20 protein-coding genes and 1 tRNA gene are annotated in these 21,754 nt (G+C 60.1%); 8 read left to right on the plus strand and 13 right to left on the minus strand.

Annotation, left to right across the window (positions count from 1 at the left end; all coding sequences use genetic code 11):
• The first annotated feature begins 316 nt into the window (after positions 1-316).
• A complete protein-coding gene (locus GOQ28_RS02265) occupies positions 317-865 on the plus strand; it encodes a PIN domain-containing protein (protein ID WP_236844198.1) in 549 nt (182 codons plus the stop codon).
• A gap of 12 nt (positions 866-877) precedes the next feature.
• On the opposite strand, the gene GOQ28_RS02270 is transcribed toward GOQ28_RS02265, so the two are convergent.
• The 4 genes from GOQ28_RS02270 to rpsO all read right to left on the minus strand — a co-directional run bounded on the left by GOQ28_RS02270 (position 878) and on the right by rpsO (position 5,589).
• The gene (locus tag GOQ28_RS02270) at positions 878-2,095 is read right to left on the minus strand and encodes a threonine ammonia-lyase (protein ID WP_160355279.1); all 1,218 of its coding nucleotides are present in this window, start codon (positions 2,093-2,095) and stop codon (positions 878-880) included.
• Between the two features lie 117 nt (positions 2,096-2,212).
• A complete protein-coding gene (locus GOQ28_RS02275; RefSeq protein WP_160355280.1) occupies positions 2,213-2,938 on the minus strand; it encodes a hypothetical protein in 726 nt (241 codons plus the stop codon).
• 131 nt (positions 2,939-3,069) lie between these two features.
• A complete protein-coding gene (gene pnp, locus GOQ28_RS02280; protein ID WP_160355281.1) occupies positions 3,070-5,229 on the minus strand; it encodes a polyribonucleotide nucleotidyltransferase in 2,160 nt (719 codons plus the stop codon).
• A gap of 90 nt (positions 5,230-5,319) precedes the next feature.
• A complete protein-coding gene (gene rpsO / locus GOQ28_RS02285) occupies positions 5,320-5,589 on the minus strand; it encodes a 30S ribosomal protein S15 (RefSeq protein WP_012248532.1) in 270 nt (89 codons plus the stop codon).
• A gap of 383 nt (positions 5,590-5,972) precedes the next feature.
• Here rpsO and GOQ28_RS02290 point away from each other — a divergent pair, with 383 nt between their 5' ends.
• Positions 5,973-6,488: a hypothetical protein gene (locus GOQ28_RS02290; RefSeq protein ID WP_160352014.1), complete on the plus strand. Its 516-nt coding sequence runs from the start codon at positions 5,973-5,975 to the stop codon at positions 6,486-6,488.
• A gap of 72 nt (positions 6,489-6,560) precedes the next feature.
• Here GOQ28_RS02290 and pssA read toward each other — a convergent pair whose 3' ends face one another.
• The 4 genes from pssA to GOQ28_RS02310 form a co-directional block, all read right to left on the minus strand.
• Positions 6,561-7,334 carry a CDP-diacylglycerol--serine O-phosphatidyltransferase gene (gene pssA, locus GOQ28_RS02295; RefSeq protein ID WP_160352013.1) on the minus strand — a complete coding sequence of 258 codons (774 nt, stop codon included), beginning with the start codon at positions 7,332-7,334 and terminating at the stop codon, positions 6,561-6,563.
• Positions 7,335-7,495: 161 nt separating this feature from the next.
• The gene (ilvC, locus tag GOQ28_RS02300; RefSeq protein ID WP_160352012.1) at positions 7,496-8,512 is read right to left on the minus strand and encodes a ketol-acid reductoisomerase; all 1,017 of its coding nucleotides are present in this window, start codon (positions 8,510-8,512) and stop codon (positions 7,496-7,498) included.
• 63 nt (positions 8,513-8,575) lie between these two features.
• Positions 8,576-9,067, minus strand: coding sequence for an acetolactate synthase small subunit (ilvN, locus tag GOQ28_RS02305; protein WP_160352011.1), 492 nt, complete (start codon positions 9,065-9,067; stop codon positions 8,576-8,578).
• Positions 9,068-9,077: 10 nt separating this feature from the next.
• Positions 9,078-10,793 (minus strand): acetolactate synthase 3 catalytic subunit, encoded by a 1,716-nt coding sequence (locus GOQ28_RS02310; protein ID WP_160355299.1) that lies wholly within the window; start codon positions 10,791-10,793, stop codon positions 9,078-9,080.
• Between the two features lie 583 nt (positions 10,794-11,376).
• Between GOQ28_RS02310 and GOQ28_RS02315 the strand changes: the two genes are divergently transcribed.
• Positions 11,377-13,590: an FUSC family protein gene (locus GOQ28_RS02315; protein WP_160355282.1), complete on the plus strand. Its 2,214-nt coding sequence runs from the start codon at positions 11,377-11,379 to the stop codon at positions 13,588-13,590.
• 89 nt (positions 13,591-13,679) lie between these two features.
• On the opposite strand, the gene GOQ28_RS02320 is transcribed toward GOQ28_RS02315, so the two are convergent.
• From GOQ28_RS02320 to GOQ28_RS02330, 3 genes are read right to left on the minus strand one after another with little or no spacing between them, the layout of a single operon-like run.
• Positions 13,680-14,903: an MFS transporter gene (locus GOQ28_RS02320; RefSeq protein ID WP_160355283.1), complete on the minus strand. Its 1,224-nt coding sequence runs from the start codon at positions 14,901-14,903 to the stop codon at positions 13,680-13,682.
• Between the two features lie 8 nt (positions 14,904-14,911).
• A complete protein-coding gene (gene yaaA, locus GOQ28_RS02325; protein WP_160352008.1) occupies positions 14,912-15,682 on the minus strand; it encodes a peroxide stress protein YaaA in 771 nt (256 codons plus the stop codon).
• Positions 15,683-15,738: 56 nt separating this feature from the next.
• The gene (locus tag GOQ28_RS02330) at positions 15,739-16,521 is read right to left on the minus strand and encodes a 3-hydroxybutyrate dehydrogenase (RefSeq protein ID WP_160355284.1); all 783 of its coding nucleotides are present in this window, start codon (positions 16,519-16,521) and stop codon (positions 15,739-15,741) included.
• A 221-nt stretch (positions 16,522-16,742) separates the two neighbouring features.
• Here GOQ28_RS02330 and GOQ28_RS02335 point away from each other — a divergent pair.
• Both GOQ28_RS02335 and GOQ28_RS02340 read left to right on the plus strand, forming a co-directional pair.
• Positions 16,743-16,832, plus strand: a tRNA-Ser gene (locus tag GOQ28_RS02335).
• A gap of 314 nt (positions 16,833-17,146) precedes the next feature.
• Positions 17,147-17,788, plus strand: coding sequence for a DUF1120 domain-containing protein (locus GOQ28_RS02340; RefSeq protein ID WP_160355285.1), 642 nt, complete (start codon positions 17,147-17,149; stop codon positions 17,786-17,788).
• A gap of 207 nt (positions 17,789-17,995) precedes the next feature.
• On the opposite strand, the gene GOQ28_RS02345 is transcribed toward GOQ28_RS02340, so the two are convergent.
• Complete coding sequence (locus tag GOQ28_RS02345) at positions 17,996-18,430, minus strand: MarR family transcriptional regulator (protein ID WP_160355286.1); 435 nt, start codon at positions 18,428-18,430, stop codon at positions 17,996-17,998.
• A 152-nt stretch (positions 18,431-18,582) separates the two neighbouring features.
• Here GOQ28_RS02345 and GOQ28_RS02350 point away from each other — a divergent pair, with 152 nt between their 5' ends.
• From GOQ28_RS02350 to GOQ28_RS02360, 3 genes are all read left to right on the plus strand, one after another.
• Positions 18,583-19,290, plus strand: coding sequence for a response regulator transcription factor (locus tag GOQ28_RS02350; RefSeq protein WP_160355287.1), 708 nt, complete (start codon positions 18,583-18,585; stop codon positions 19,288-19,290).
• A complete protein-coding gene (locus GOQ28_RS02355; RefSeq protein WP_160355288.1) occupies positions 19,287-20,687 on the plus strand; it encodes a sensor histidine kinase in 1,401 nt (466 codons plus the stop codon). The genes GOQ28_RS02350 and GOQ28_RS02355 overlap by 4 nt, the downstream gene beginning before the upstream one ends.
• A gap of 133 nt (positions 20,688-20,820) precedes the next feature.
• A complete protein-coding gene (locus tag GOQ28_RS02360; RefSeq protein ID WP_336603721.1) occupies positions 20,821-21,522 on the plus strand; it encodes a MarC family NAAT transporter in 702 nt (233 codons plus the stop codon).
• Positions 21,523-21,526: 4 nt separating this feature from the next.
• Here GOQ28_RS02360 and GOQ28_RS18480 read toward each other — a convergent pair whose 3' ends face one another.
• Complete coding sequence (locus tag GOQ28_RS18480) at positions 21,527-21,724, minus strand: hypothetical protein (RefSeq protein WP_202109545.1); 198 nt, start codon at positions 21,722-21,724, stop codon at positions 21,527-21,529.
• Between the last annotated feature and the right edge of the window lie 30 nt (positions 21,725-21,754).

The raw sequence follows: 21,754 nt of genomic DNA on the forward strand, positions 1-21,754 counted from the left end.
GCCTTTCGTACAGGGGCGTTCGATGCTCACGCCCGGGCCCGCAGCGGGGCCGACTATCGAAAACTACTGGAAGAGTAATAGCGAGTCATTGCGGTTTTCCCTAACGATTCGCCCAATCTATGACGATCTGAAACGCTGGCACGCTGATGCAACGGGCGCACGCGCATGCGGGCTACCTCTTGTTACTACAATCTAGGCCCACGTTCCTGTTACAGTGACGTCCGCTTCCATCCGCGCTGCGCCAATGGCTTACTCCGTCGTGTCCACTGTCACCCCCGTTTCCCCGCCCTTTGTTGTGTTGGACGCTTGCGTCCTGATGTCGGGGATCGTGCGGCGATTGATGCTAAGTCTGGCCACGCATGCGGTATATCAGCCGGTATGGAGTGAACGCATTGGCAGCGAGTGGCGGCGCAACGCTGCCCGTTTGTGGGATATCCCGCAAGACGTGCTCGAAGCCCAGTGGGCCGACATGAACGGACAGTTTCCCGCTGCATCGCAGGCGGATCTGCAGCCTTACGAGTCGGTGTTGCGTTACAGCGACCCGAAAGATTTCCACGTGATTGCCGCCGGCCTTGCCTGTCGCGCGCGTTGCGGTCTTCAAATACCGCCGCGGGTGATCGTGGCCACGTGGAATCTAAAGGACTTCAATCGTTCAGAGCTGCGCCGACAGGGCCTGGAGGTCTTTAATCCCGACCGCTTGCTGGCGCAATGGTGGGAGGCGAACCCGGACCAGCTACGCGCATCGCTACGTGCTGTACCAGACGACTACGTCGCGCTGGGACGCGATCCCGAGCCGCTTGAGGCAACGTTGCACCGCGAGCGGCTATATCGACTCAAGTCCCTCGTCGGACGTGACGGTCTATAGCGACAGACGCGCTCACTGATTGTGATTACTGGCGGCAAAGCCCGCCGCATTCAAAATGTCGATGACTTCCTGAATGTGCTCGGGACCCCGTGTTTGCAGCACAAAATCGACTTCGACATTGCGCACTGGCAGTGCGGTAAACGCCCGCTGATGGTGGACCTCGGTAATATTGGCCTGTGCATCCGCGATGAGCTTGGTGGCATGAGCAAGCGCGCCCGGCAAGTCCCGCAGATCCACGCGGATGCGTGCCAGACGACCCGCGCGCACCATGCCGCGCTCGATCAACTCGCCCAACATCAACGGGTCAATGTTGCCGCCCGTCAGGACCAACGCCACGCGCTTGCCACGGAAACGATTGCCGCCCTGCGCCTGATCATGCAGCAGTGCCGCCAGACCCGCCGCGCCCGCACCCTCGACGACCGTTTTTTCGATCTCTAGTAGCACCACAATCGCGTGCTCGATATCGCTTTCGCTGACAAGCTCAATGCGATCGACCAGGCGCCGCACAATCTCCTGAGTCAGTACGCCAGGGGTTTTCACCGCAATGCCTTCGGCAATCGTATAGTTGCCGGGCGTCATGTTGACTTGATTCACCGCCGCATACATGGCCGGAAACCGTTCCGTCTGAACCCCCACGATCTCAATGCCGGGTTTGATCGCGCGCGCGGCCGTGGCGATGCCGCCAATGAGACCACCACCACCGATGGCTATCACCATCGCATCCAGATCGGGCTGGTCCTCCAGCATCTCTAGCGCCAGCGTGCCCTGCCCGGCAATCACGGCCGCATCATCATAGGGATGGATCATGATGAGGCCCCGTTCGCGCACAAGCTGGTAGCCATGCGCCTGTGCATCGTCAAAGGTGTCGCCATGCAGCACGACCTCCGCGCCGAAGCGTCGGGTATTGGCGACCTTAACGGTGGGCGTAAAACGCGGCATGACGATGACCGCGGGCACGCCCATGCGCTGCGCGTGATAGGCCACGCCCTGCGCGTGATTGCCCGCGGACACCGCGATCACCCCCTGAGCACGCTCGTCGGGCGTGAGCGCCAGCATCCGATTAAGCGCGCCACGTTCTTTGAATGAGGCGGTGAACTGCAGGTTCTCGAACTTCAGCCAAATCTCCGCGCCCAGCATGTCCGAGAGCGTGCGCGAATGGGTAAAGGGGGTCTTGAGCACCTGGCCATGTAGACGGGCGCGGGCAGCTTCGATAGCGGCGAGATCGATCACGATAGAGTCCAAAAATCCATCAGCCGCACACGCAACGGGGGATACAACGCACGAGCGTCGTAGCGGCAGCGGCCGAGCCCGCGTTATGCGAGCCGAAAACGTAAGGAGTGTAAATCTTCAGCGTACCGGCAGGAAATTGAAAAAGAGCAGCCCTTGCGCGTAGTTAATACCCACGCGACGGCTGTTTTCTCCCAACAGATTGGCAATCAGATCCAGCCGTCCGATGATTTCGCCAAACTCGCGCTCGAAACTCAGGTTCGTGACCTGCGGGGAGATCTCGTTGGCGTATAACAGAGGCTGGCCTGCCGCGTCACGCCGCGTACTCAACAGCCACGCGGCCGCCTCGACGTTACGTGCCGCGTTATAGATACGTTGCCCGCTCAGCACATCGGAGACATAGATGCGCGTTTTGTCGTTATGCGCGGCGATCAGAGTGTCTGCAAGACCATAGATAAACGCGGCCACCCGGTCGCGCGTATAGGCTGGGTCCAGCGAGACTGCCAGAATCTGAATGTCGCGCAGCCCATGCAGGTCTGTCGGCGGACGTCGCGTTTCGATCAGCTGCCGCACGCGTTGCACGGCAGCCTCCTGGCTGGCCGCACCGGACTTGCGCCATTCACGCGGATTGCGACGATAAAGCTTATCCAACAGGATATAGAGGCTATCGAGGTTGTCGCGGATCCCGATGGTAACCGTGCGATTGAAGTCCGTCTGCGCGAACTGATCCATCGACATGTCTTCGCTTTGCGGACCAACGGCTGGCTCTTGGGTGAACGAACAGCCGGCCGCGCCAAGCAGTAATACGCTGGCGCCGATACGCGTCACCCACCTGCGATACCTCATGCCTGCACGATTCCTGTCTGTAGCACTAGCGGGCTCCGTTATGGTCCGCGCCCACGGCGCACATGGAATGTACCGTAAACCAAACAAAAACGGCACCTTGCGGTGCCGTTCCTGTTCAATCATTGCAAAGCTTATTCAGCTTTGGGCGCGGCTTCGCCAGCGCCAGCCTCACCTGCGGGCTGCTGCTGCTCGATACCGCCGATGGCCTTGGCGGACAGACGCAGACGGCCCTTGTCATCGGCTTCGATGACCTTGACGCGCACGTGTTGACCGACCTTCAGCACATCGTTGATGTTGGCGATGCGATAGTTGGCGATTTCCGAGATGTGCAGCAGACCATCGCGGCCCGGCAGCACTTGCACGATCGCGCCGAAATCCAACAGACGCAGCACCGAGCCTTCGTAGACCTGGCCGACTTCGACATCCGCAGTCAGTTCGACGATGCGGCGCTCGGCTTCGCGGGCTTGAGCCTCGTCCACGCTGGAGATCACGATCGTGCCATCGTCGGAGATGTCGATTTGCGTACCGGTTTCTTCGGTCAGCGCACGGATGGTGGCGCCGCCCTTGCCGATCACGTCACGGATCTTCTCGGGGTTGATCTTGATCGTCAGCATGCGCGGAGCGAAAGCCGACAGCTCACCACGCGAGCCTTGCAGGGCTTCACGCATCTTTTCCAGGATGTGCAGACGGCCTTCGCGGGCTTGAGCCAGCGCGACCTGCATGATTTCCTTGGTGATGCCTTGGATCTTGATGTCCATCTGCAGCGCGGTGATGCCGTTTTCGGTACCCGCCACCTTGAAGTCCATATCGCCGAGGTGATCTTCATCGCCCAGGATATCGGTCAGCACGGCGAACTTGCCGTCGTCAAGGATCAGGCCCATGGCCACACCCGCCACGTGATCTTGCAGCGGCACACCGGCGTCCATCATGGCCAGCGAACCACCGCACACCGATGCCATCGACGAGGAACCGTTGGATTCGGTGATTTCCGACACCAGACGGATGGTGTATTGGAAATCTTCGTGGGGCGGCAGCAGCGAGACGAGTGCGCGCTTAGCCAGACGGCCGTGGCCGATTTCACGGCGCTTGGGCACACCGATACGGCCGGTTTCACCGGTCGCGAACGGAGGCATGTTGTAGTGCAGCATGAAGCGGTCACGGTACTCGCCCATGAGCGCGTCGATGATTTGCTCGTCCTGCTTGGTACCCAGGGTCGCGACGACCAGCGCCTGCGTTTCACCACGGGTGAACAAGGCGCTACCGTGAGCGCGCGGCAGCACGCCCAGGCGCACGCTGATCGGGCGCACGGTGCGCGTGTCGCGACCGTCGATACGCGGCTCACCGTTCAAGATCTGACCACGCACGATGCGGGCTTCCAGATCGAACAGGATGTTGTCGACTTCGACCGAATCCGGTTTGTCCTGACCGGCGGCGGCAGCCTGCTCGGCCACGGTCGCGTGCACCTGCGCATAGACTTCGCGCAGTTGCGTGGTGCGAGCCTGCTTTTGGCGAACTTGGTAGGCGGCGACCAGGCCATCCTGCGCGGCAGCGGTGACGGCAGCGATCAGGGCTTCGTTCTTGGCCGCGGGCTGCCAATCCCAGTCAGGCTTGCCGGCGTCACGCACGAGGTCGTGAATCGCGTTGATAGCGGCCTGCATTTGTTCGTGACCGAACACCACGCCACCCAGCATGATGTCTTCGGACAGTTGCTGCGCTTCGGATTCGACCATCAGCACGGCGTTTTCGGTACCGGCCACCACCAGGTCCATCTTGGACGTCTTCAGCTGCGAAGCGGTGGGGTTGAGCACGTACTGGTCATTGATATAGGCCACGCGCGCGGCGCCGATCGGACCATTGAACGGAATACCCGAAATCGCCAACGCGGCGGAGGCGCCGATCATGGCGGGGATATCGGGATCGATTTCCGGGTTGACCGACAGCGTGTGCAGCACAACCTGGACTTCGTTGTAGAAGCCTTCGGGGAACAGCGGACGCAGGGGACGATCGATCAGGCGCGAGGTCAGGGTTTCTTTTTCCGACGGCTTGCCTTCGCGCTTGAAGAACCCACCCGGGATACGGCCCGCGGCGTAGGTTTTTTCGATGTAATCGACGGTCAGGGGGAAGAAGGTTTGGCCAGGCTTGGCATTTTTCGCGGCCACAACGGTGGCCAATACCACCGTATCGTCGACGGACACCACCACGGCGCCGGAGGCCTGACGGGCGATCTCGCCGGTTTCCAGTACGACCGTATGCTGGCCGTATTGGAACGACTTAGTCACTTTATTGAACATGACGAGAATTCCTTACAAATGAAAAACCGTGGCCGCTGCGACGATTGCCGCAACGACCACGGTTGTGTCATGGGGAGCCAGCCCCGCCGATCACTTACGCAGACCGAGTTTTTCGATCAGAGCGCGGTACGAATCGGGGTTGCGACCCTTGAGGTAGTCGAGCAGTTTGCGGCGACGGCTGACCATGCGCAGCAGACCGCGGCGCGAGTGGTGATCCTTCATGTGTTCTTTGAAGTGACCGGTCAGTTCGTTGATACGGGCGGTCAGCAGAGCCACTTGGACTTCGGGGGAACCGGTATCGCCTTGGGCGCGTTGAAACTGAGCGACGATGTCGGCTTTTTTGATGTCAGCTACGGACATGGAATGACCTCTTCGGACTTGCGGTGGGGCCGAGGTGCCCAACCGTGGGTTGATAAACGACAAAAAGCTGCCCGCGCCTTCGAGCGCGAATACGACGTTTTGTACAACTTCTTGACGTGCGTTCGATATTAAATTGCCCGACCATGCGCGACAGCCGGGCAAATAACGAAAGCGATTATAGCCGATTCGCGGGATTTGCCTATAAAGCCACGTGCGAACGTCTCGAGGGGCGAGATTTGCGGCTTTGGCGAGCGACGGTCGCGCTCCGCCCGCACGGAAACTGCACGCGCGGGTACAGACCCGTTAGAATTGCCCATAGGGTGCGACGGTGCCCAAGAGAGCATCTATCGCCCCCGATTGAAAGCCGTTCACAGGAGCATGCTATGCGGGGTTTCGCCCGTCGTCTGGCCAGATTAACGATATCTTTGAGCGCCGTGGGCGCGCTCCTCGCCTGCGCCAATCCCACCCAGATCGCTCCCGGCACGCCTTTTAATCAGGTCGAGGCTCAGATGGGGCAGCCGAATTTTGAATGCGTCAGACCAGACGGCACGCGACGGGTGATCTGGACGATGCAGCCTGCCGGGCAATTTGCCTGGGGCGCGGATGTACTGCCCGACGGCCGCATCGATCAAATGCAGTCCATCCTGACCGATGCCTATTTCAAGCGAATATCCTTGGGCTGGACCGCCGACCAAGTCCGTTGCGAATTCGGGCCGCCCGCAAACATCTCCGGTGTGGGCCTGCCCAGCGTGCGCGAGACTGTCTGGGCGTACCGCTACAAGCAATCGGGCGTCTGGAATTCGTTGATGTATGTCTACATGGGCCGCGATGGTAACCATGTGACGCGCTTTCATCCCGGGCCGGATCCGGAGTATGACGAAGACCGCCTCTGGCGGTAGTAAAGCCTGAATGTAACAAGGGCGCCCGCGTCATACGCCAGGCGCCCTGATCAGGCCAATCTCCCGGTGGGATTAGTCACTACCAGCACGACGATCATGCTGGAATTTCCTGGCGCGGTTCCAGCGCCACAGCATGACGACCCAGCCGGATAGGCCATACAAGACAAACAGGCCAAATAAGACAACCGGAGGATCGCTGGACACGAAAACAAACACAGCGACCACCAACAAAATGCCCCAGAACGGCACACTGCGCCCGAGCGCAAAGCTCTTGCCGCTATAGAACGACGCGTTCGAGACCATGCTCACGCCGGCATACATGGTCAGGATAAACGCCACCCAGACGATCACGCCCTCGGACATGGGCAACTTGTTATCGATCGCCAGCCAGACAAACCCCGCCACCAGCGCTGCCGCGGCCGGGCTGGGCAAGCCCTGAAAATAGCGTTTATCGACAACACCAATATTGGTATTGAAGCGTGCCAGACGCAGCGCGGCGCCTGCGACATAGACGAAAGCGGCAAGCCAGCCCCAGCGCCCCAGATCGTGCAGCGCCCACTCGTACATGACCAACGCGGGCGCAACGCCGAACGAGGTCATATCCGAGAGCGAATCATATTGCTCCCCGAAGGCCGACTGGGTATTGGTCAGCCGCGCCACGCGGCCGTCCATCCCGTCGAGCACCATCGCCACGAAAATCGCGATGGCGGCCGTTTCGAATCGATCGTTCATCGCCTGCACGACCGCGTAAAACCCGGCAAACAGCGCAGCCGTGGTAAAGGCGTTGGGCAGCAAATAAATGCTGCGATGGCGATTCTCAGAATCTCGCATGGAAAAGTTGGGCATATTCACACAATGTGGCAGCGGACAACCGAAAGATTAACTCATCCTGCCCGAAAAGACCTGCACCGGCGCCGCCGGGCGAAAAAAATGCGGCACCCTCCCTCGGGAGGATGCCGCATGTTGCGTGCCTTGCCCCGAAAGGCCCGGCACGACGGTCGTCATGCTTAGTTCTTGGACTTGTCGACCAGCTTGTTAGCGGCGATCCAAGGCATCATGGCGCGCAGCTTGCCGCCGACTTGTTCGATCTGCGACTCGGCGTTGATACGGCGACGCGAGGTCAGGGTCGGGGCGCCAGCGGCGTTTTCCAGGATGAACTTCTTGGCGTACTCGCCGGTCTGGATGTCGGCCAGCACCTGACGCATGGCCTGACGGGTCTGGTCGGTGATGATCTTCGGACCGGTCTCGTATTCGCCGAATTCGGCGTTGTTCGAGATCGAGTAGTTCATGTTGGCGATGCCGCCTTCGTAGATCAGGTCCACGATCAGCTTGAGCTCGTGCAAGCACTCGAAGTAGGCCATCTCGGGAGCGTAGCCGGCTTCGACCAGGGTTTCAAAGCCTGCCTTGATCAGTTCAACGGCGCCACCGCACAGAACGGCCTGTTCACCGAACAGATCGGTTTCGGTTTCTTCGCGGAAGTTGGTTTCGATGATGCCGGCACGGCCGCCACCGTTGGCGCTGGCGTACGACAGGGCGACGTCACGGGCCGAGCCCGACTTGTCCTGGTACACAGCCACCAGGTGAGGCACGCCGCCGCCTTGGGCGTAGGTACCACGCACGGTGTGACCCGGAGCCTTGGGGGCAACCATGATGACGTCGATGTCGTCACGGGGCACGACTTGACCGTAGTGCACGTTAAAACCGTGCGCGAAGGCCAGAGCGGCGCCTGCCTTGATGTTGGCGTGCACTTCGTCACGGTAGACGGCGGCGATGTTCTCGTCGGGCAAGAGCATCATCACAACGTCGGCGGCCTTGACGGCTTCGGCGACTTCTTTGACTTCCAGGCCGGCGTTGGCGGCCTTGTTCCACGAAGCTCCGCCCTTGCGCAGACCGACGATGACCTTCACGCCCGAATCGTGCAGGTTCAGCGCGTGCGCGTGACCTTGCGAGCCGTAGCCGATGATGGCAACGGTCTTGCCTTTAACGAGGGAGAGATCGCAGTCTTTGTCGTAGAAAACTTTCATGGGTGTACTCCGGATTATTTTGAATTCAGATTGATTTAATAGGTGACGGCAGCACAGCCCGTCTTAGATTTTCAGGATGCGCTCGCCGCGACCGATACCGGACACACCGGTACGGACGGTCTCCAGAATGGCGCTGCGATCCAGGGCGTCGATGAAAGCCTGCACCTTGTCTTGCGTGCCGGTCAGTTCAATGGTGTAGGACTTGTCGGTCACATCGATGATGCTGCCGCGGAAAATATCGGCCATGCGCTTCATTTCCTCGCGCTCTTTACCGACGGCGCGCACTTTGATCAGCATCAGCTCGCGTTCGATGTGGGCGCCTTCGGTCAGATCCACCACCTTGACCACGTCAACCAGACGGTTCAAGTGTTTGGTGATCTGTTCGATGATCTCGTCCGAACCCTCGGTCACCACGGTCAGACGCGACAGCGTGGCGTCCTCGGTGGGCGCGACGGTCAAGGTTTCGATGTTGTAGCCACGCGCCGAGAAAAGTCCGACCACGCGCGAGAGCGCGCCCGGTTCGTTTTCCATCAGCACGGAAATCACGTGTTTCATGAGCGCCTCCTTACAGGTCTTCGGAACCGAGCAGCATCTCGGTCAGCCCGCGACCGGCCTTCACCATCGGCCACACGTTTTCGGTACGGTCAGTGATGAAGTCGAGGAAGACCAGGCGATCCTTGTGCTTCTTGAACGCTTCGCGCAACGCCGGCTCGACATCGGCCGGGCGCTCGATGCGCAAACCTACGTGGCCATACGCCTCGGCCACCTTGACGAAGTCGGGCAGCGAATCCATGTACGACTCGGAATAACGCGAGCCATAATCGATCTGTTGCCACTGACGCACCATGCCCAGGAACCGGTTGTTCAGGCATACGATCTTCGGCGTCAGGTGATATTGCTGGCAGGTCGACAGTTCCTGGATGTTCATCTGGATCGAGGCTTCGCCGGTGATCACGGCGATTTCCGCGCCCGGATTGGCCATTTGCACGCCCATGGCGTACGGCAGACCCACACCCATCGTGCCCAGGCCACCGGAATTGATCCAGCGACGCGGCTTGTCGAACTTGTAGTACTGCGCCGCCCACATCTGGTGCTGACCCACGTCGGAGGTCACGAAAGCGTCGCCGCCGGTGACTTCCCAGAGTTTTTCCACCACGAACTGCGGCTTGATGACTTCGTCGGAGCCGGCGTAGTGCAAGCATTGCTTGCCGCGCCAGGCTTCGATTTGCTGCCACCACTTGTCCAGCGAGGCCGGCTTGGCGTCGGCGCGCGCAGCGTCGTACTGCGCCAGCAGCTCGACCAGCACGTCTTTCACGTTGCCCACGATGGGGACGTCCACGCGAACGCGCTTGGAAATCGAGGACGGATCGATATCGATGTGAATGATCTTGCGGGCATTCTGCGCAAAGTGGCGCGGATTGCCGATCACGCGGTCATCGAAACGCGCACCCACGGCGAGCAGCACGTCGCAGTGCTGCATGGCCATGTTGGCCTCGTAGGTGCCGTGCATGCCGGGCATGCCCACGAATTGACGGCTGGAGGCGGGCATGGCGCCCAGGCCCATCAGCGTGTTCGTGCACGGCGCGCCCAGGCGCTCGACCACGCGGCGCAGCTCCTCGGAAGCGTCGGACAGAATGACGCCGCCGCCCGTATAAATCATCGGACGTTCGGCCGACAACAGCATCTGCACGGCTTTCTTGATTTGCCCTTGGTGGCCTTTATTGACCGGGGCATACGAGCGCATGCTGATCTCGCCCTTGGGCGGTACATATTTGCATGGCTGCAGGCTGACGTCCTTGGGCACGTCCACGAGCACGGGACCGGGACGGCCGGTGCGGGCGATATAGAACGCCTTGCGCAGCGTGTCGGCCAGATCTTTGACGTCGCGCACGAGGAAGTTGTGCTTCACGCAGGGACGCGTGATGCCGACCGTGTCGCATTCCTGGAAAGCGTCCTCACCGATGGCCGCAGTGGGCACCTGCCCGCTGATGATGACCATGGGGATCGAATCCATGTACGCCGTGGCAATGCCGGTGATGGCGTTGGTCACGCCGGGGCCGCTGGTCACGATACATACGCCCACCTTATTCGACGCGCGCGAATAGGCATCGGCGGCATGCACGGCAGCTTGCTCGTGGCGCACCAAGATATGTTTGAACTTGTCTTGCTTGAAAATCGCGTCGTAAATGTACAACACGGCACCGCCGGGGTAGCCGAAAACGTGTTCCACGCCTTCTTCGGCCAGGCAGCGCACGAGTATATCGGCGCCTATGGTTTCCATGATGGTTTCCTGTTTCAGTACCGGCACGGTTTTCCTGACTGTTGCCCGCCCTGATACGGCTGCAACGGAACTTGTACCAACATCGACAACATGACCTGGCGCTTTGAGATTCACGGAACCTCTCCACCCAGACACCTTGCCGACCTGACACTCATTCGTCGGGAACGCAGTGCAAACGCCCCATGGGGACGCTGGAGGTCGAAATGGAAGCTTTGGCAACACACGCTTGTGACGCGGCCAACAGCAGGTAATTACTGCCGCGGAAACGTCTGGAATGTAGCCCAGGCGATCCGCTTGCCTGAGCGCCAGCATCGGATAGGCAGGCCGGCGCAAGACCGAGAATTTACCGCGTTGCGGGATTAGGAGCAAATCGAGAAGACAAATTTGCCACAGTCAATGCGGGCTGCCTGAAGCCGGCACCACTCAGGCGGGGCTGATCAGCATGCTCAGGCGCGTTCGTAAAAATCGGACCAGTCCTAGACGAAATCACCCGCCCAACCTCGCAGCACACGAGCGCGCTGTCACACACAAGCAGCCACTTGTTCCTATACTTGCAGCATCCCGACTCTGCAGCGGCCTGCCCATGGACTTCCGCATCGCCAGTATTCCCCGCTTTCTTTACAGTCACTATTTCTTTGGTGGGGTGCGGCAAGGCGTAGGAATGCTGCTGCCCGTCCTGATCGTGGGCGGATTATTCGGCAATTACAGCTTGGGTCTGGTCGCGACCTTTGGCGCGCAGTGCTTGGCGATCATCGACCAGCCCGGCGGCCCTCAACGGCATCGCACCAACGAAATGCTGGGTGGCGCGGTATTGGCGACTCTCACCGTCATGATCACGGGCGCCGCCTCGATGCACCCGTTTCTGCTCTGGCTGGCGATCATCGGACAAAGCTTTTTCTTTTCCATGTTCTCCGTTTTCGGCAAGCGGGGTGGCCTAATCGGGTTCGGCGGCCTGCTGATCATGACGCTGACCATGCACTCGGCCATAGACCCCGAGCAAATCTGGATGCACGTGGGCGCCACATTAGGCGGAGCGATGTTCTATCTGGCTTTCAGCATCGCATTCAGCCGCCTGTTATGGCTGCGCGAGGAGCGCCAGGCGATGTCGGTCGCGCTCTTTGCCACGGCCGACTATATGGCGGCCCGCAGCCGGTTTTATGACGAGGCCGAAGACCTGGACGAAAGCTACCGGCGACTGATCCGGGCCCAGTCGGTGATGACCGAGAAACATCAGGCCGCGCGCGACATCGTGTTGCGCGCTCTGCCGCGCGGCCGCGGCTATGGCGACAGTGAACGCGTCATGCTGTGGAATATGTTCGTCAATATGCTGCAGCTGCTCGACACGTTGGTGGCCTCGCATACGGATTATGCGTCGCTGCGTCGCGCGTTGGCCGGGCACGATTGCCTGATGTTCATGCGCGACGCGCTGGCCAAGATGTCCGTGGAAATCAACCGGATCGCATTCGATGTGTCACGCGGACGCGCCACGCAGTACCGCAGCAGCGTCAAGGCCGAGCTGCGTGCCATCGAATACGAGGTCGAGCAATTCAAACAGCAAGGCATGGCCGAGCGCGAGCCGGAAACCTTGGCGCTGATCGTCCAGGTCTTGCGACGCCTGCGCAATGCCTCGCGCATCGTCAATAAGCTGGTCGAACACACCGCCGCCCGTCGCGATGCGCAGCCCACCGACGAGATACGCATCGATAAATCGCTAACTCAATTCATGTCGCGCCAGGAACTACGCGTCGGCATGCTGACCAGCAATCTGCGTCTGGATTCCCCCTATTTCCGCTATGCCGTACGCGTGGCCTTGGCAGCGGCGCTGGCCATGGCCGTGATCGGCGGCAGCGACCCGGCCTCTGCCGCGCACAGCTACTGGGTGTTGCTGACCATCGTCATCATCATGAAGCCCGGCTTTGCCCTGACTCGTCAACGCAATGGATGGCGGCTGATGGGCACCTTGATTGGCTGCATGCTGGCGCTGGTGCTTTTCCACTTCACCACGCGCCCCGAAGTCCTGTTCCCCGTCTTGTTGATGGCCTGCATCATGGGCAACAGCCTGGTGCAGCTGAACTACATGGCCAGCGCGATATTCAATACGCTGTTCGTGGTGCTGGTGTTCCATTTCGTGGCACCCGGCACTGTGTCGATGGCGGTCATCGGCGAGCGGGCGATCGATACCGCGTTGGGCTGCGCCATTGCGCTGGCTTGCAGCTATGTGCTGCCCTGGTGGGAAGCCCGCTATATGAAGCCGCTCGCGCGTGCCGCCACCAACGCCAACCGCGAGTACCTGCGCACAGGCCTGCGCTATGCGCGCGCCATGCAAGCCGCCGCGGCGGGCACGGCGCCCACCGAGGACACACCCACACCCGAGCAAGCCGACATCGCGTGGCGTCTGGCCCGCAAAAATGTGCACATTGCCTTTAGCAACTATGCCGAGGCGTTCTATCGGATGATGAGCGAACCACGCTCGCATCAGGTGAATGTGCCGGAATTCAACAATCTGCTGATCCAAAACCACATCATGGCCTCGCAGATTACGGCCGCGGTGCCGCTATTGGCGACGTTGGACAACACGCCCGAATCCATGCGCCGCGCGCTTTATGGGCTGGTGGATATGCTGGACGATCAGCAACCTGCCCCGACCGATTTGCCGACGCAGTTCGATACGACAGGGGAACTGGCGACCTTGGCTTATCCGCTCAAGCAAATGATCCGGGCTGCGCAACAGATCCGGCAAGAGCTTGCCGCCGTGGATGATCCGCCTCAAACCAGGCCTGCTGTCGCGGCGGCATAAGCCTGCGTTAAAAAGTGCGGGACGGACGCAGGCGGCATAGGCTTGCCTTAATACGTCCCGTACGACGCCAGCGTCGCTGAGATACGCAGCTATGCCAGCGATTGCCCGCCACGCTTGCGCACCGGCCAGAAGTACCAAACCGCAGCGGCCACCTGCAGCGCCAACACCACACTCCATGCTGTCACATGCGCCTCGGGCGGATAAACGCCAGCCTGCGCGGGCCACCAGTCGACAATCCAGCCTATGCCGACCTGGCAAAGAAAAATCATCAGGAACATCAGCAGGTTCGTAGTGGCCGTTACGCGTCCCAGCAGCTCTGGCGGAAACTCTCCGGCCAATAACGCATACACCAGAATATTGGCCGAGCCGAATGCGCCATAAGCCGCCCACAACCATTCGAGCGGCACCGGCGCTTGCCAAATGATCAATGCCTGCGTCAGCAGATACAAGGTCAGGCACAGGCCACCGAATCCATACAAGCCCAGGCCCATACGTTCCACGCGCCGCGCCATCGCGCCCAAGCCTACATTCCCCACGATCATGGCCACGCCCAGCAACGACACCAATGCGGCCGCCTGCCCACCACTGACGCCATTCACATCCGTCAGATAGGGCCGCGCCCATAACGACTGCACGCCATAGAACGCCCCACCCGTCATCACGGGCAGCGACACCAAGCGCCAATAGCGCGCATTGCGTAGCAGCGCCCATGTGCCTTGTAGCTGGGTCGCAAGACTGGGCGGTTGGCGCGGTGCTTCGTTCTTTGCAGGGGCACCGAACCAAATCAACGCGGATACGGCCAAGGTCACACCTGCGAGGGCAATGCTGATGGCTTGCCAAGAGCTGATGTTCAACGCCCAGGACAACGGAGCCCCGACCAGCACGCCGCCTAAACCGCCCACGGCCATCACCAGTCCGTTGATCAACGGCAAGCGCTGCAATGGGAACACACGCGCCAACGCCTGAAACGCCGCCCCCAGGCACACGCACACCCCTGCCCCGATCAACAGCCGCCCCACCATCAATCCTGCAAGCGAATCCGACAGGCCATACACCAGCGTACCCGTGGCCGCGACCAGCAACATCAAGGCATTAACCCGCCGAGGCCCCCAGGTATCCAGGAAGATGCCGGCGGGAATCTGCATCAACGAAAAACCGAGGAAATACAGGCTCGTCAACGTGCCCAGATCGCCCGCCGACAAATGCAGTTCCTGCACCAGGATCGGCCCGAAGCCGACATTCACCCCGCGAAACAGATACGAGACCAGATACCCTAGCGAGAAAAAAGCGAAGACGCGCAATCCGGCGGGCATGTGACGATTCAGACCTTGCGACGGAAGACGAGTTTGTCCGCGCTCGATGCGTCGGCATCGTAGGCGTAGCCCTCGGAATCGAACTTCTGCAGTCCTTCGGGCTTGGCGACTTTGTGTTCGATCGCATAGCGCGCCATCAAGCCCCGTGCTCGCTTGGCATGGAAGCTGATCACTTTCCAGGCGCCGTTTTTCCAATCTTGGAAAACGCATTGCACGACGCGGGCTTTCAGAACCTTTTGGTCCACCGATTTGAAATATTCCTCGGAGGCCAGATTCACAATGATGGGCGACTTTTGGTCAGCGAGCCGTTCGTTCAGATAATCGGCGATGCTGGTGCCCCAGAACTCGTAGAGATTCTTGCCCTTGGGCGTGGCCAGTCGCGTGCCCATTTCGAGCCGATACGGTTGCATCAGATCGAGGGGACGCAATACACCATACAAGCCGCTCAGAATCGCGACATGGTCCTGCGCCCACTCCAGCCGCGCCTGCGACAGGCTAGAGGCCTGCAGGCCTTCGTAAACATCGCCATTGAACGCGAGCACCGCCTGGCGCGCGTTGTCCTGCGTGAAGGTTGGTTTCCACTCGGCATAGCGGTTGACATTGAGCTGCGCCAGCGCGGGGCTCAGGCTCATCAACTCGGCGACCTCGTCGGCCGAAAGCTTCTTCAAAACCTTGATCAGTTCCTGCGCCTGCTTCACGAACAAGGGCTGCGTGTGCTGCTCTATATGAACGGGCGTGTCGTAATCTAACTTCTTGGCAGGCGAAAGCAAAAACAGCATGTGCCGGAATTCCTACTTAAAAATTGTGGTGCGTCGTGGGCAAGCAAGTGTGGCGCTCAACGCGCCGTCCAGCCGCCATCGACAGAAAGCGTGGTGCCGGTGATCTGCGCGGCCGCATCCGAGGCCAGGAAGACCGCCGTCGCACCCAGTTGGTCGGGTGTCACGAACTGCAGCGAAGGCTGCTTCTCGCTCAATAGGTCACGCGCGGCGGTATCCTGATCAACATGATGTTCCTCGGCCAGCGCGCTGATCTGTTTTTCCACCAATGCGGTACGGACCCAGCCCGGACAAATCGCGTTGGCCGTCACGCCGCTGCCGGCGGTCTCCAATGCGGTGACCTTGGTCAGGCCGACCACGCCATGTTTGGCGGCCACATAAGCCGATTTGTTCGGCGAACCCACCAGGCCGTGCGCGGAAGCGATATTGATGATGCGGCCCCAGCCTTGGGTCTTCATATGCGGCAGCGCGGCCGCCGTGCCGTGGAACACGGCCGAAAGGTTCAGCGCGAGAATGGCATCCCACTTTTCGGCGGGAAAGTCTTCGATCAACGCGGTGTGTTGGATACCGGCGTTATTCACCAGAATATCGATACGCCCGAGCGATTGAACAGTGTTGGCGATCAGCTGCCGCACCGCTTCGCCTCGCGAAAGATCCGCCCCGTCGTAGAGCACGGTCACGCCGAACTCCTGCGCCAGATCCGCCCGCAAGGTTTCGATCTGCGCCGCGTCGCCAAAGCCGTTGAGCACGATATCCGCACCTTGCTGGGCGAATGCCCGGGCAATACCCAAGCCGATGCCGCTAGTAGAGCCAGTGACGACAGCAACCTTTCCTTTGAGCATGCGAATTCTCCTTGGCGAAGCGGCCCACGCCGGACGAGTCGGGCCAGGGCTCCAAGTGTAACTGCAGGCCCCTGCAGATACCGCCGTGGCCCCACCCGCAAAGGGGACTTCAGCCCTGTTTTTGCTTTCCGAAATTTTTATGTATAATGCCTGGCTTTGCTGCTCTACGTTCTTCGGCGCGCGACCATGGCTCCGGATGAAATCGATGTAGTGCACCACCAGGAGAGGTGGCAGAGTGGTCGAATGCGCCGGACTCGAAATCCGGTATACGTTTAGGCGTATCGTGGGTTCGAATCCCACCCTCTCCGCCAGTTGAAGGTTTTACCCCTTCTCACGGAAACGACAAACCCGCTGTGGCATAAAGCCTTGCGGGTTTTTTGTTGCCCCACCGTCATATCCCTCGACTTTTCAAGCCGCCCCACAAGATTGCTTGCAGGCCGAACATCGGGGACGCAAGCCGACCGACCAGCGCTCATACGCGGTACGTCATCGCCTGCGGCTACAACCTAAACCAGGCGCCTTCTATCCCTGCAGGTTAGGACTAGTCTCATTTGTCTTACGCCAACACAGAGAGATCATCACCAGAGCCATTACTTTGCATTCGGTAATCCCTCTGGAGCAAACCTTGAAACGCACTTTACCTTCCCTGCTTATCGCTAGCGTCACACTGTTACCGGCGCTCGCTACCGCAGCCTCGTCTATACAAATGCAGGTCACGGGGACTATCTTTCCTGCCACATGCTCGATGAGCATGCTAGGCGGAACGACCATTGATTATGGCGAGATGCCGGCCTCCAGCCTCAATAAAGACAAAGCCACAGTGATTAACGGGGACACGAACGAAGCTCAACTACACATTAACTGCAGCGCACCGACGCTATTCGCGCTCAAGGTGACAGACGAGCGTGCGGGCACGGAAATTACCGTTCAAAATGAATCACCCACCAGCGGTTTTGGTCTGGGCAAAGCGGCCGACGCGAACATTGGCAGATATGTACTATCCATAAGTGGCGCAACCGCCGACGGAAAGAAGGTGCTCGCCAACGAATCGGACTCTAAAGGACAAAACATTCAGGGGGTCGCGCTATATAAACCGAATTCGTACTATGTATTTACGGGACCCGAGGTGACACCCAATCTGGCCCCCTATCAGGATCTCACCGCAACCATGAAAATTCGCACCTGGATTGCGCCGATCAGTGAGCTACCGCTGACCAAGACGGTCAAACTCGATGGGCTCGCCACGTTCGAGTTGGTATATCTATAACGTTCAAAGCTGCCCCGGTCGGAGCATTCTCTGGTCGGGGATGCATAAACGTGCACCTTTCACTTTCACGCACCTGACAAGCGCCGACTGCCCCATTGCCGACGATGACCAGTCGGCTCTAACGTACATCGCCGCAGCCTTCGCGGTGCCAGCGCCACAGGCGGACGCATGATCCGAGGGATGTTTCACAGCGACTCGTGCCCCACCCTAACGATCAAACTTCTCCAACATCCCCATCAACAGCGGCCGAATATTCTGCAACTGCGCGAGATGCGCCGCCGAAAGCGCTTCGAGCGTGCGTTCGGCATCCGGCGTCAGATGCAGCAGCGCGCGGCGGCCATCATTGGGATCGGCGCGGCGCTCAAGCATGCCCATCTGCACTAAGCGATTGACGAGTTCGGCTGCGCTGTGCGATTTAATGCAAAGACGCTCCGAGAGTTCGGTTACCGTAGGAGCTGTAGCCTGAGCCTTGATGACTACCAAGGCCTGATGCTGTTGCGGAGCCAGACCATGCGCCTGAGCTTCGGTTTCGCTATTTAAAGCAAAGCGGCGCAGCTGATAACGAAAATCAGCCAGCATGGCAAAATCCGAAGGAGCCAAAGTGGCGCCCTTTTCGTTCAATCGTGTCGCGGGTGTATCCATAGCAGGAACCATGGTAGGACACGACTGCTGCAGGCTGTCATTACAGAATCATTAAGAATTCGCAATGTATGCAGGGACGATGCCCGGCGCGGCGGCGAGAGCTATGCGCTAGAATGCGCCGCTACAGGCCTGCCTATCAATCGGGAGATCTTATGTGGCGCTGCCTGATCGTCGAAGACGACGCTGACAATGCCCGTTATATCGCAAACGGGCTCAAAGAATTGGGCTATGACCCCGTCATCAGCATGGACGGCGCGACCGCGCTCCAGCGGGCGACCACCGAGCACTGGGATGCCATCATCCTGGATCGGATGCTGCCCAACGATGTCGACGGATTGTCGATCCTCTGGTCACTGCGATCGCTGGGCAAGAAGACTCCCGTTCTGGTGCTCAGTGCATTGACGGCGCTGGACGAGCGTGTACGCGGATTGAAGGCAGGCGGCGACGACTATCTCACCAAGCCCTTTGCTTTCCCCGAACTTGCCGCGCGGGTCGAGGCCCTGATCCGTCGCGCTTCGCCGCAATACGAACAGCGGCAGCTGACCGTGGCGGATCTCACCTTGGATCTGGTCAGTGGGCGAGTCACCCGAGGCGGACGGACCATCGCGCTACAGCCGCGCGAATACAAGCTGCTCGCCTATATGATGAATAACGCCGGCCAGGTGCTCACGCGCACGATGCTGCTGGCCACGGTCTGGGGCTATCACTATGACCCGCAGACAAACGTGATCGATGTGCACATCAGCCGCCTGCGCCAAAAGGTCGATGGCGAATCCGACACGCCGCTGATCCATACCGTGCGCGGGGTGGGCTACAGATTGGCGGCGCCCGATGGCGCGCTCGATCCACGCACATCATGATCCGCCGTCTGGGCCAGCTGTTCAACGCGATCTCGAACTCGGTCGCGTTTCGCCTGACGCTCAATTACAGCGTGCTGGCGTTGCTGACCTCGCTCGTGTCCTTGATGTTCGTCTACTACCAGAGCGTCAAGATTCTGGAGTCGCAGTTTTCCCGTCAGGTGCAAATCACCGCGCAGAGGATGAACGCGCATTATGAGCAAGGCGGGCTGGCCGGGTTGGCGAACGAGATCACGCTGGAGATGGCCGATCACGTCAATTCGGACACCGAGATGTTTATGCTGCTGGATCCGATCGGCCGCATGGTGGTGGGAAACATCGCCTGGGATCCCAGCGATGCGCCGCTAAACGGCAGCGGCGTGATGCGATCCGTCCTGCTACGGGGCGAGCCCGCGCACGGCTATCTGGTGGCCCGCACTCTGCCCGACGGATCGACACTGATCATCGGCCATGACCTGCGCGACTTGTACGAGCTCACGGACTTGATTCGAACGGTAAGCTTGGCCGCCACGGGCGTCATTGCGCTGCTCGTCCTGCTGGGCGCGGCGCTTTTTCGGCGCGTTTTGCAGCGACGCGTCGAGGTCATACGGCGCACTGCTGCCCAAGTGGGCGCGGGTCAGTGGGGCCAGCGCATCCCGGCGCATCCGACGCAGGACGAATTTGCCATGTTATCCAACGATATCAACGGCATGTTGGATCGCATCGAACAGCTCATGCATGGCGTGCGCAATGTCTCGGACGCGGTGGCGCACCAGCTGCGCACACCGCTGACACGCATGCAGGCGCGATTGCGTACCATCGACTGGAACGGTGCGCCGCGCGAAGAAATCCGCGCCAATGTGGAGCGTTTATCGGCGGAACTGGATGATCTGGTGAAGATCTCGGAAAAGCTGCTTCATATCGCGGAGCTGGAATCAGGCGCGCGCCGCAAAGACTTCGAACCGATACGGCTGGACACCATCGCCCATGATGTCGTGGACTTGTACGAGGCAGTGGCAGAAGAACAAGACGCCCGGTTGTGGCTGGACAGCAGTGTGCCCGCGCCCATGCGCGGCGACCCCGATTTGCTGGCTGGCGCGCTGGCCACGCTGGTGGACAATTCGCTGAAGTACGCGGGCGCGCATGCCCGCATCCAGATCACAATCACGCAAACGTCGCACCAGACCACGCTGACCGTGACGGATAACGGCCCGGGTATCCCACCCGAAAAGCTGCCCCGCATCGGCGAACGTTTTTACCGTGCGCACCGGCATGTGCCCGGCTATGGGTTGGGCTTGACGACAGTCATGGCGATTACTCGCTTGCACGATGGGACGATGACGTTACACAATGCCGAACCCGGTTTATGCGTGCGGCTGATTTTCCCGCAAGGGTCGGAGGTCATCGCGGCTTCGGCTTAGCGGCAACGTGCTCTCCTGGCGCCTCTTGGAGCCGCGCGGCTGACCGTATCGCGGCCGCCATTTATCTGTCCACGGTGACGGTCTGCCCTGCATGACCGTGCGCCTGCCGGGCCCCGCTTTTGGAGAAACTCGCGTGTTAATAGAATATTTGAAGCTGGTGGGCCTGGGGCTGTTCACGCTCTTGCCGCTGGCTAACCCGCTCACAAGCGTGACGCTGTTGCTGGCACTCGGCCGGGACTTTACTCACGAAGAGCGCAACCGCCAGGTCGATCGATCCACGCTTTATGTGTTGGCCATCATTCTGGTGTGCTTCTACGCGGGCCACGCCATCATCTCCGGCTTTGGCATTTCGATACCGGGGCTGCGCATCGCGGGCGGGTTGATCGTGGCCTATATCGGGTTTGGCATGCTCTTTCCCGCCAGCACCCAAAGCGAAACGGATGCACAAATCAATATGGCCCCGGAGACGACCGTGCACCTGGACACGTCTCACGGCCGGCATCGCCCGCCTCCGCGCGACATTTCGTTCATCCCGCTGGCTTTGCCAGGCACTGCCGGGCCGGGAACGATTGCGTTGATTATCAGCAATGCATCGGCGATGCACAGTGGAGGCGCATTGCACCTTTGGCAGCACTTGGCGGTCATAACGGTCGCCGTGCTGATCGCGGGAATTTTCTGGATATGTATGCGCAGCGCCGAGCAAGTGACGCGCTTTCTCGGTCAATCGGGCATCGATGCCGTTTCGCGCATCATGGGTTTTCTGTTGATCTGCATGGGCGTGCAAATCATCATCAACGGCATTTTCGAGCTAATGGGCCGACCCGTACCGGCCTGATCCATCACAAGGCGGGCGGTTCGATCCAGAAAAACCGTTCGCCCTGCGCGAGCATGTCGGCGACGCCTTCAGCCTCCAGGCGAAAATCCGTGCCCATCAAGGACGCACCACCATTTTCATGGATGTGGATCACGGCAGGGGGATCACCCTGCATGGTGTACCAATAGTAGCCGGGCTTGAGGTCATGCGATTTCGGTTCCATGTGGCTCAGTATATCCAGAAGGTTGGTGTA

It is taken from the genome of Bordetella sp. 02P26C-1 (assembly GCF_009763255.1).
In the GTDB taxonomy this organism is placed as follows: Bacteria; Pseudomonadota; Gammaproteobacteria; order Burkholderiales; family Burkholderiaceae_B; genus Bordetella_A.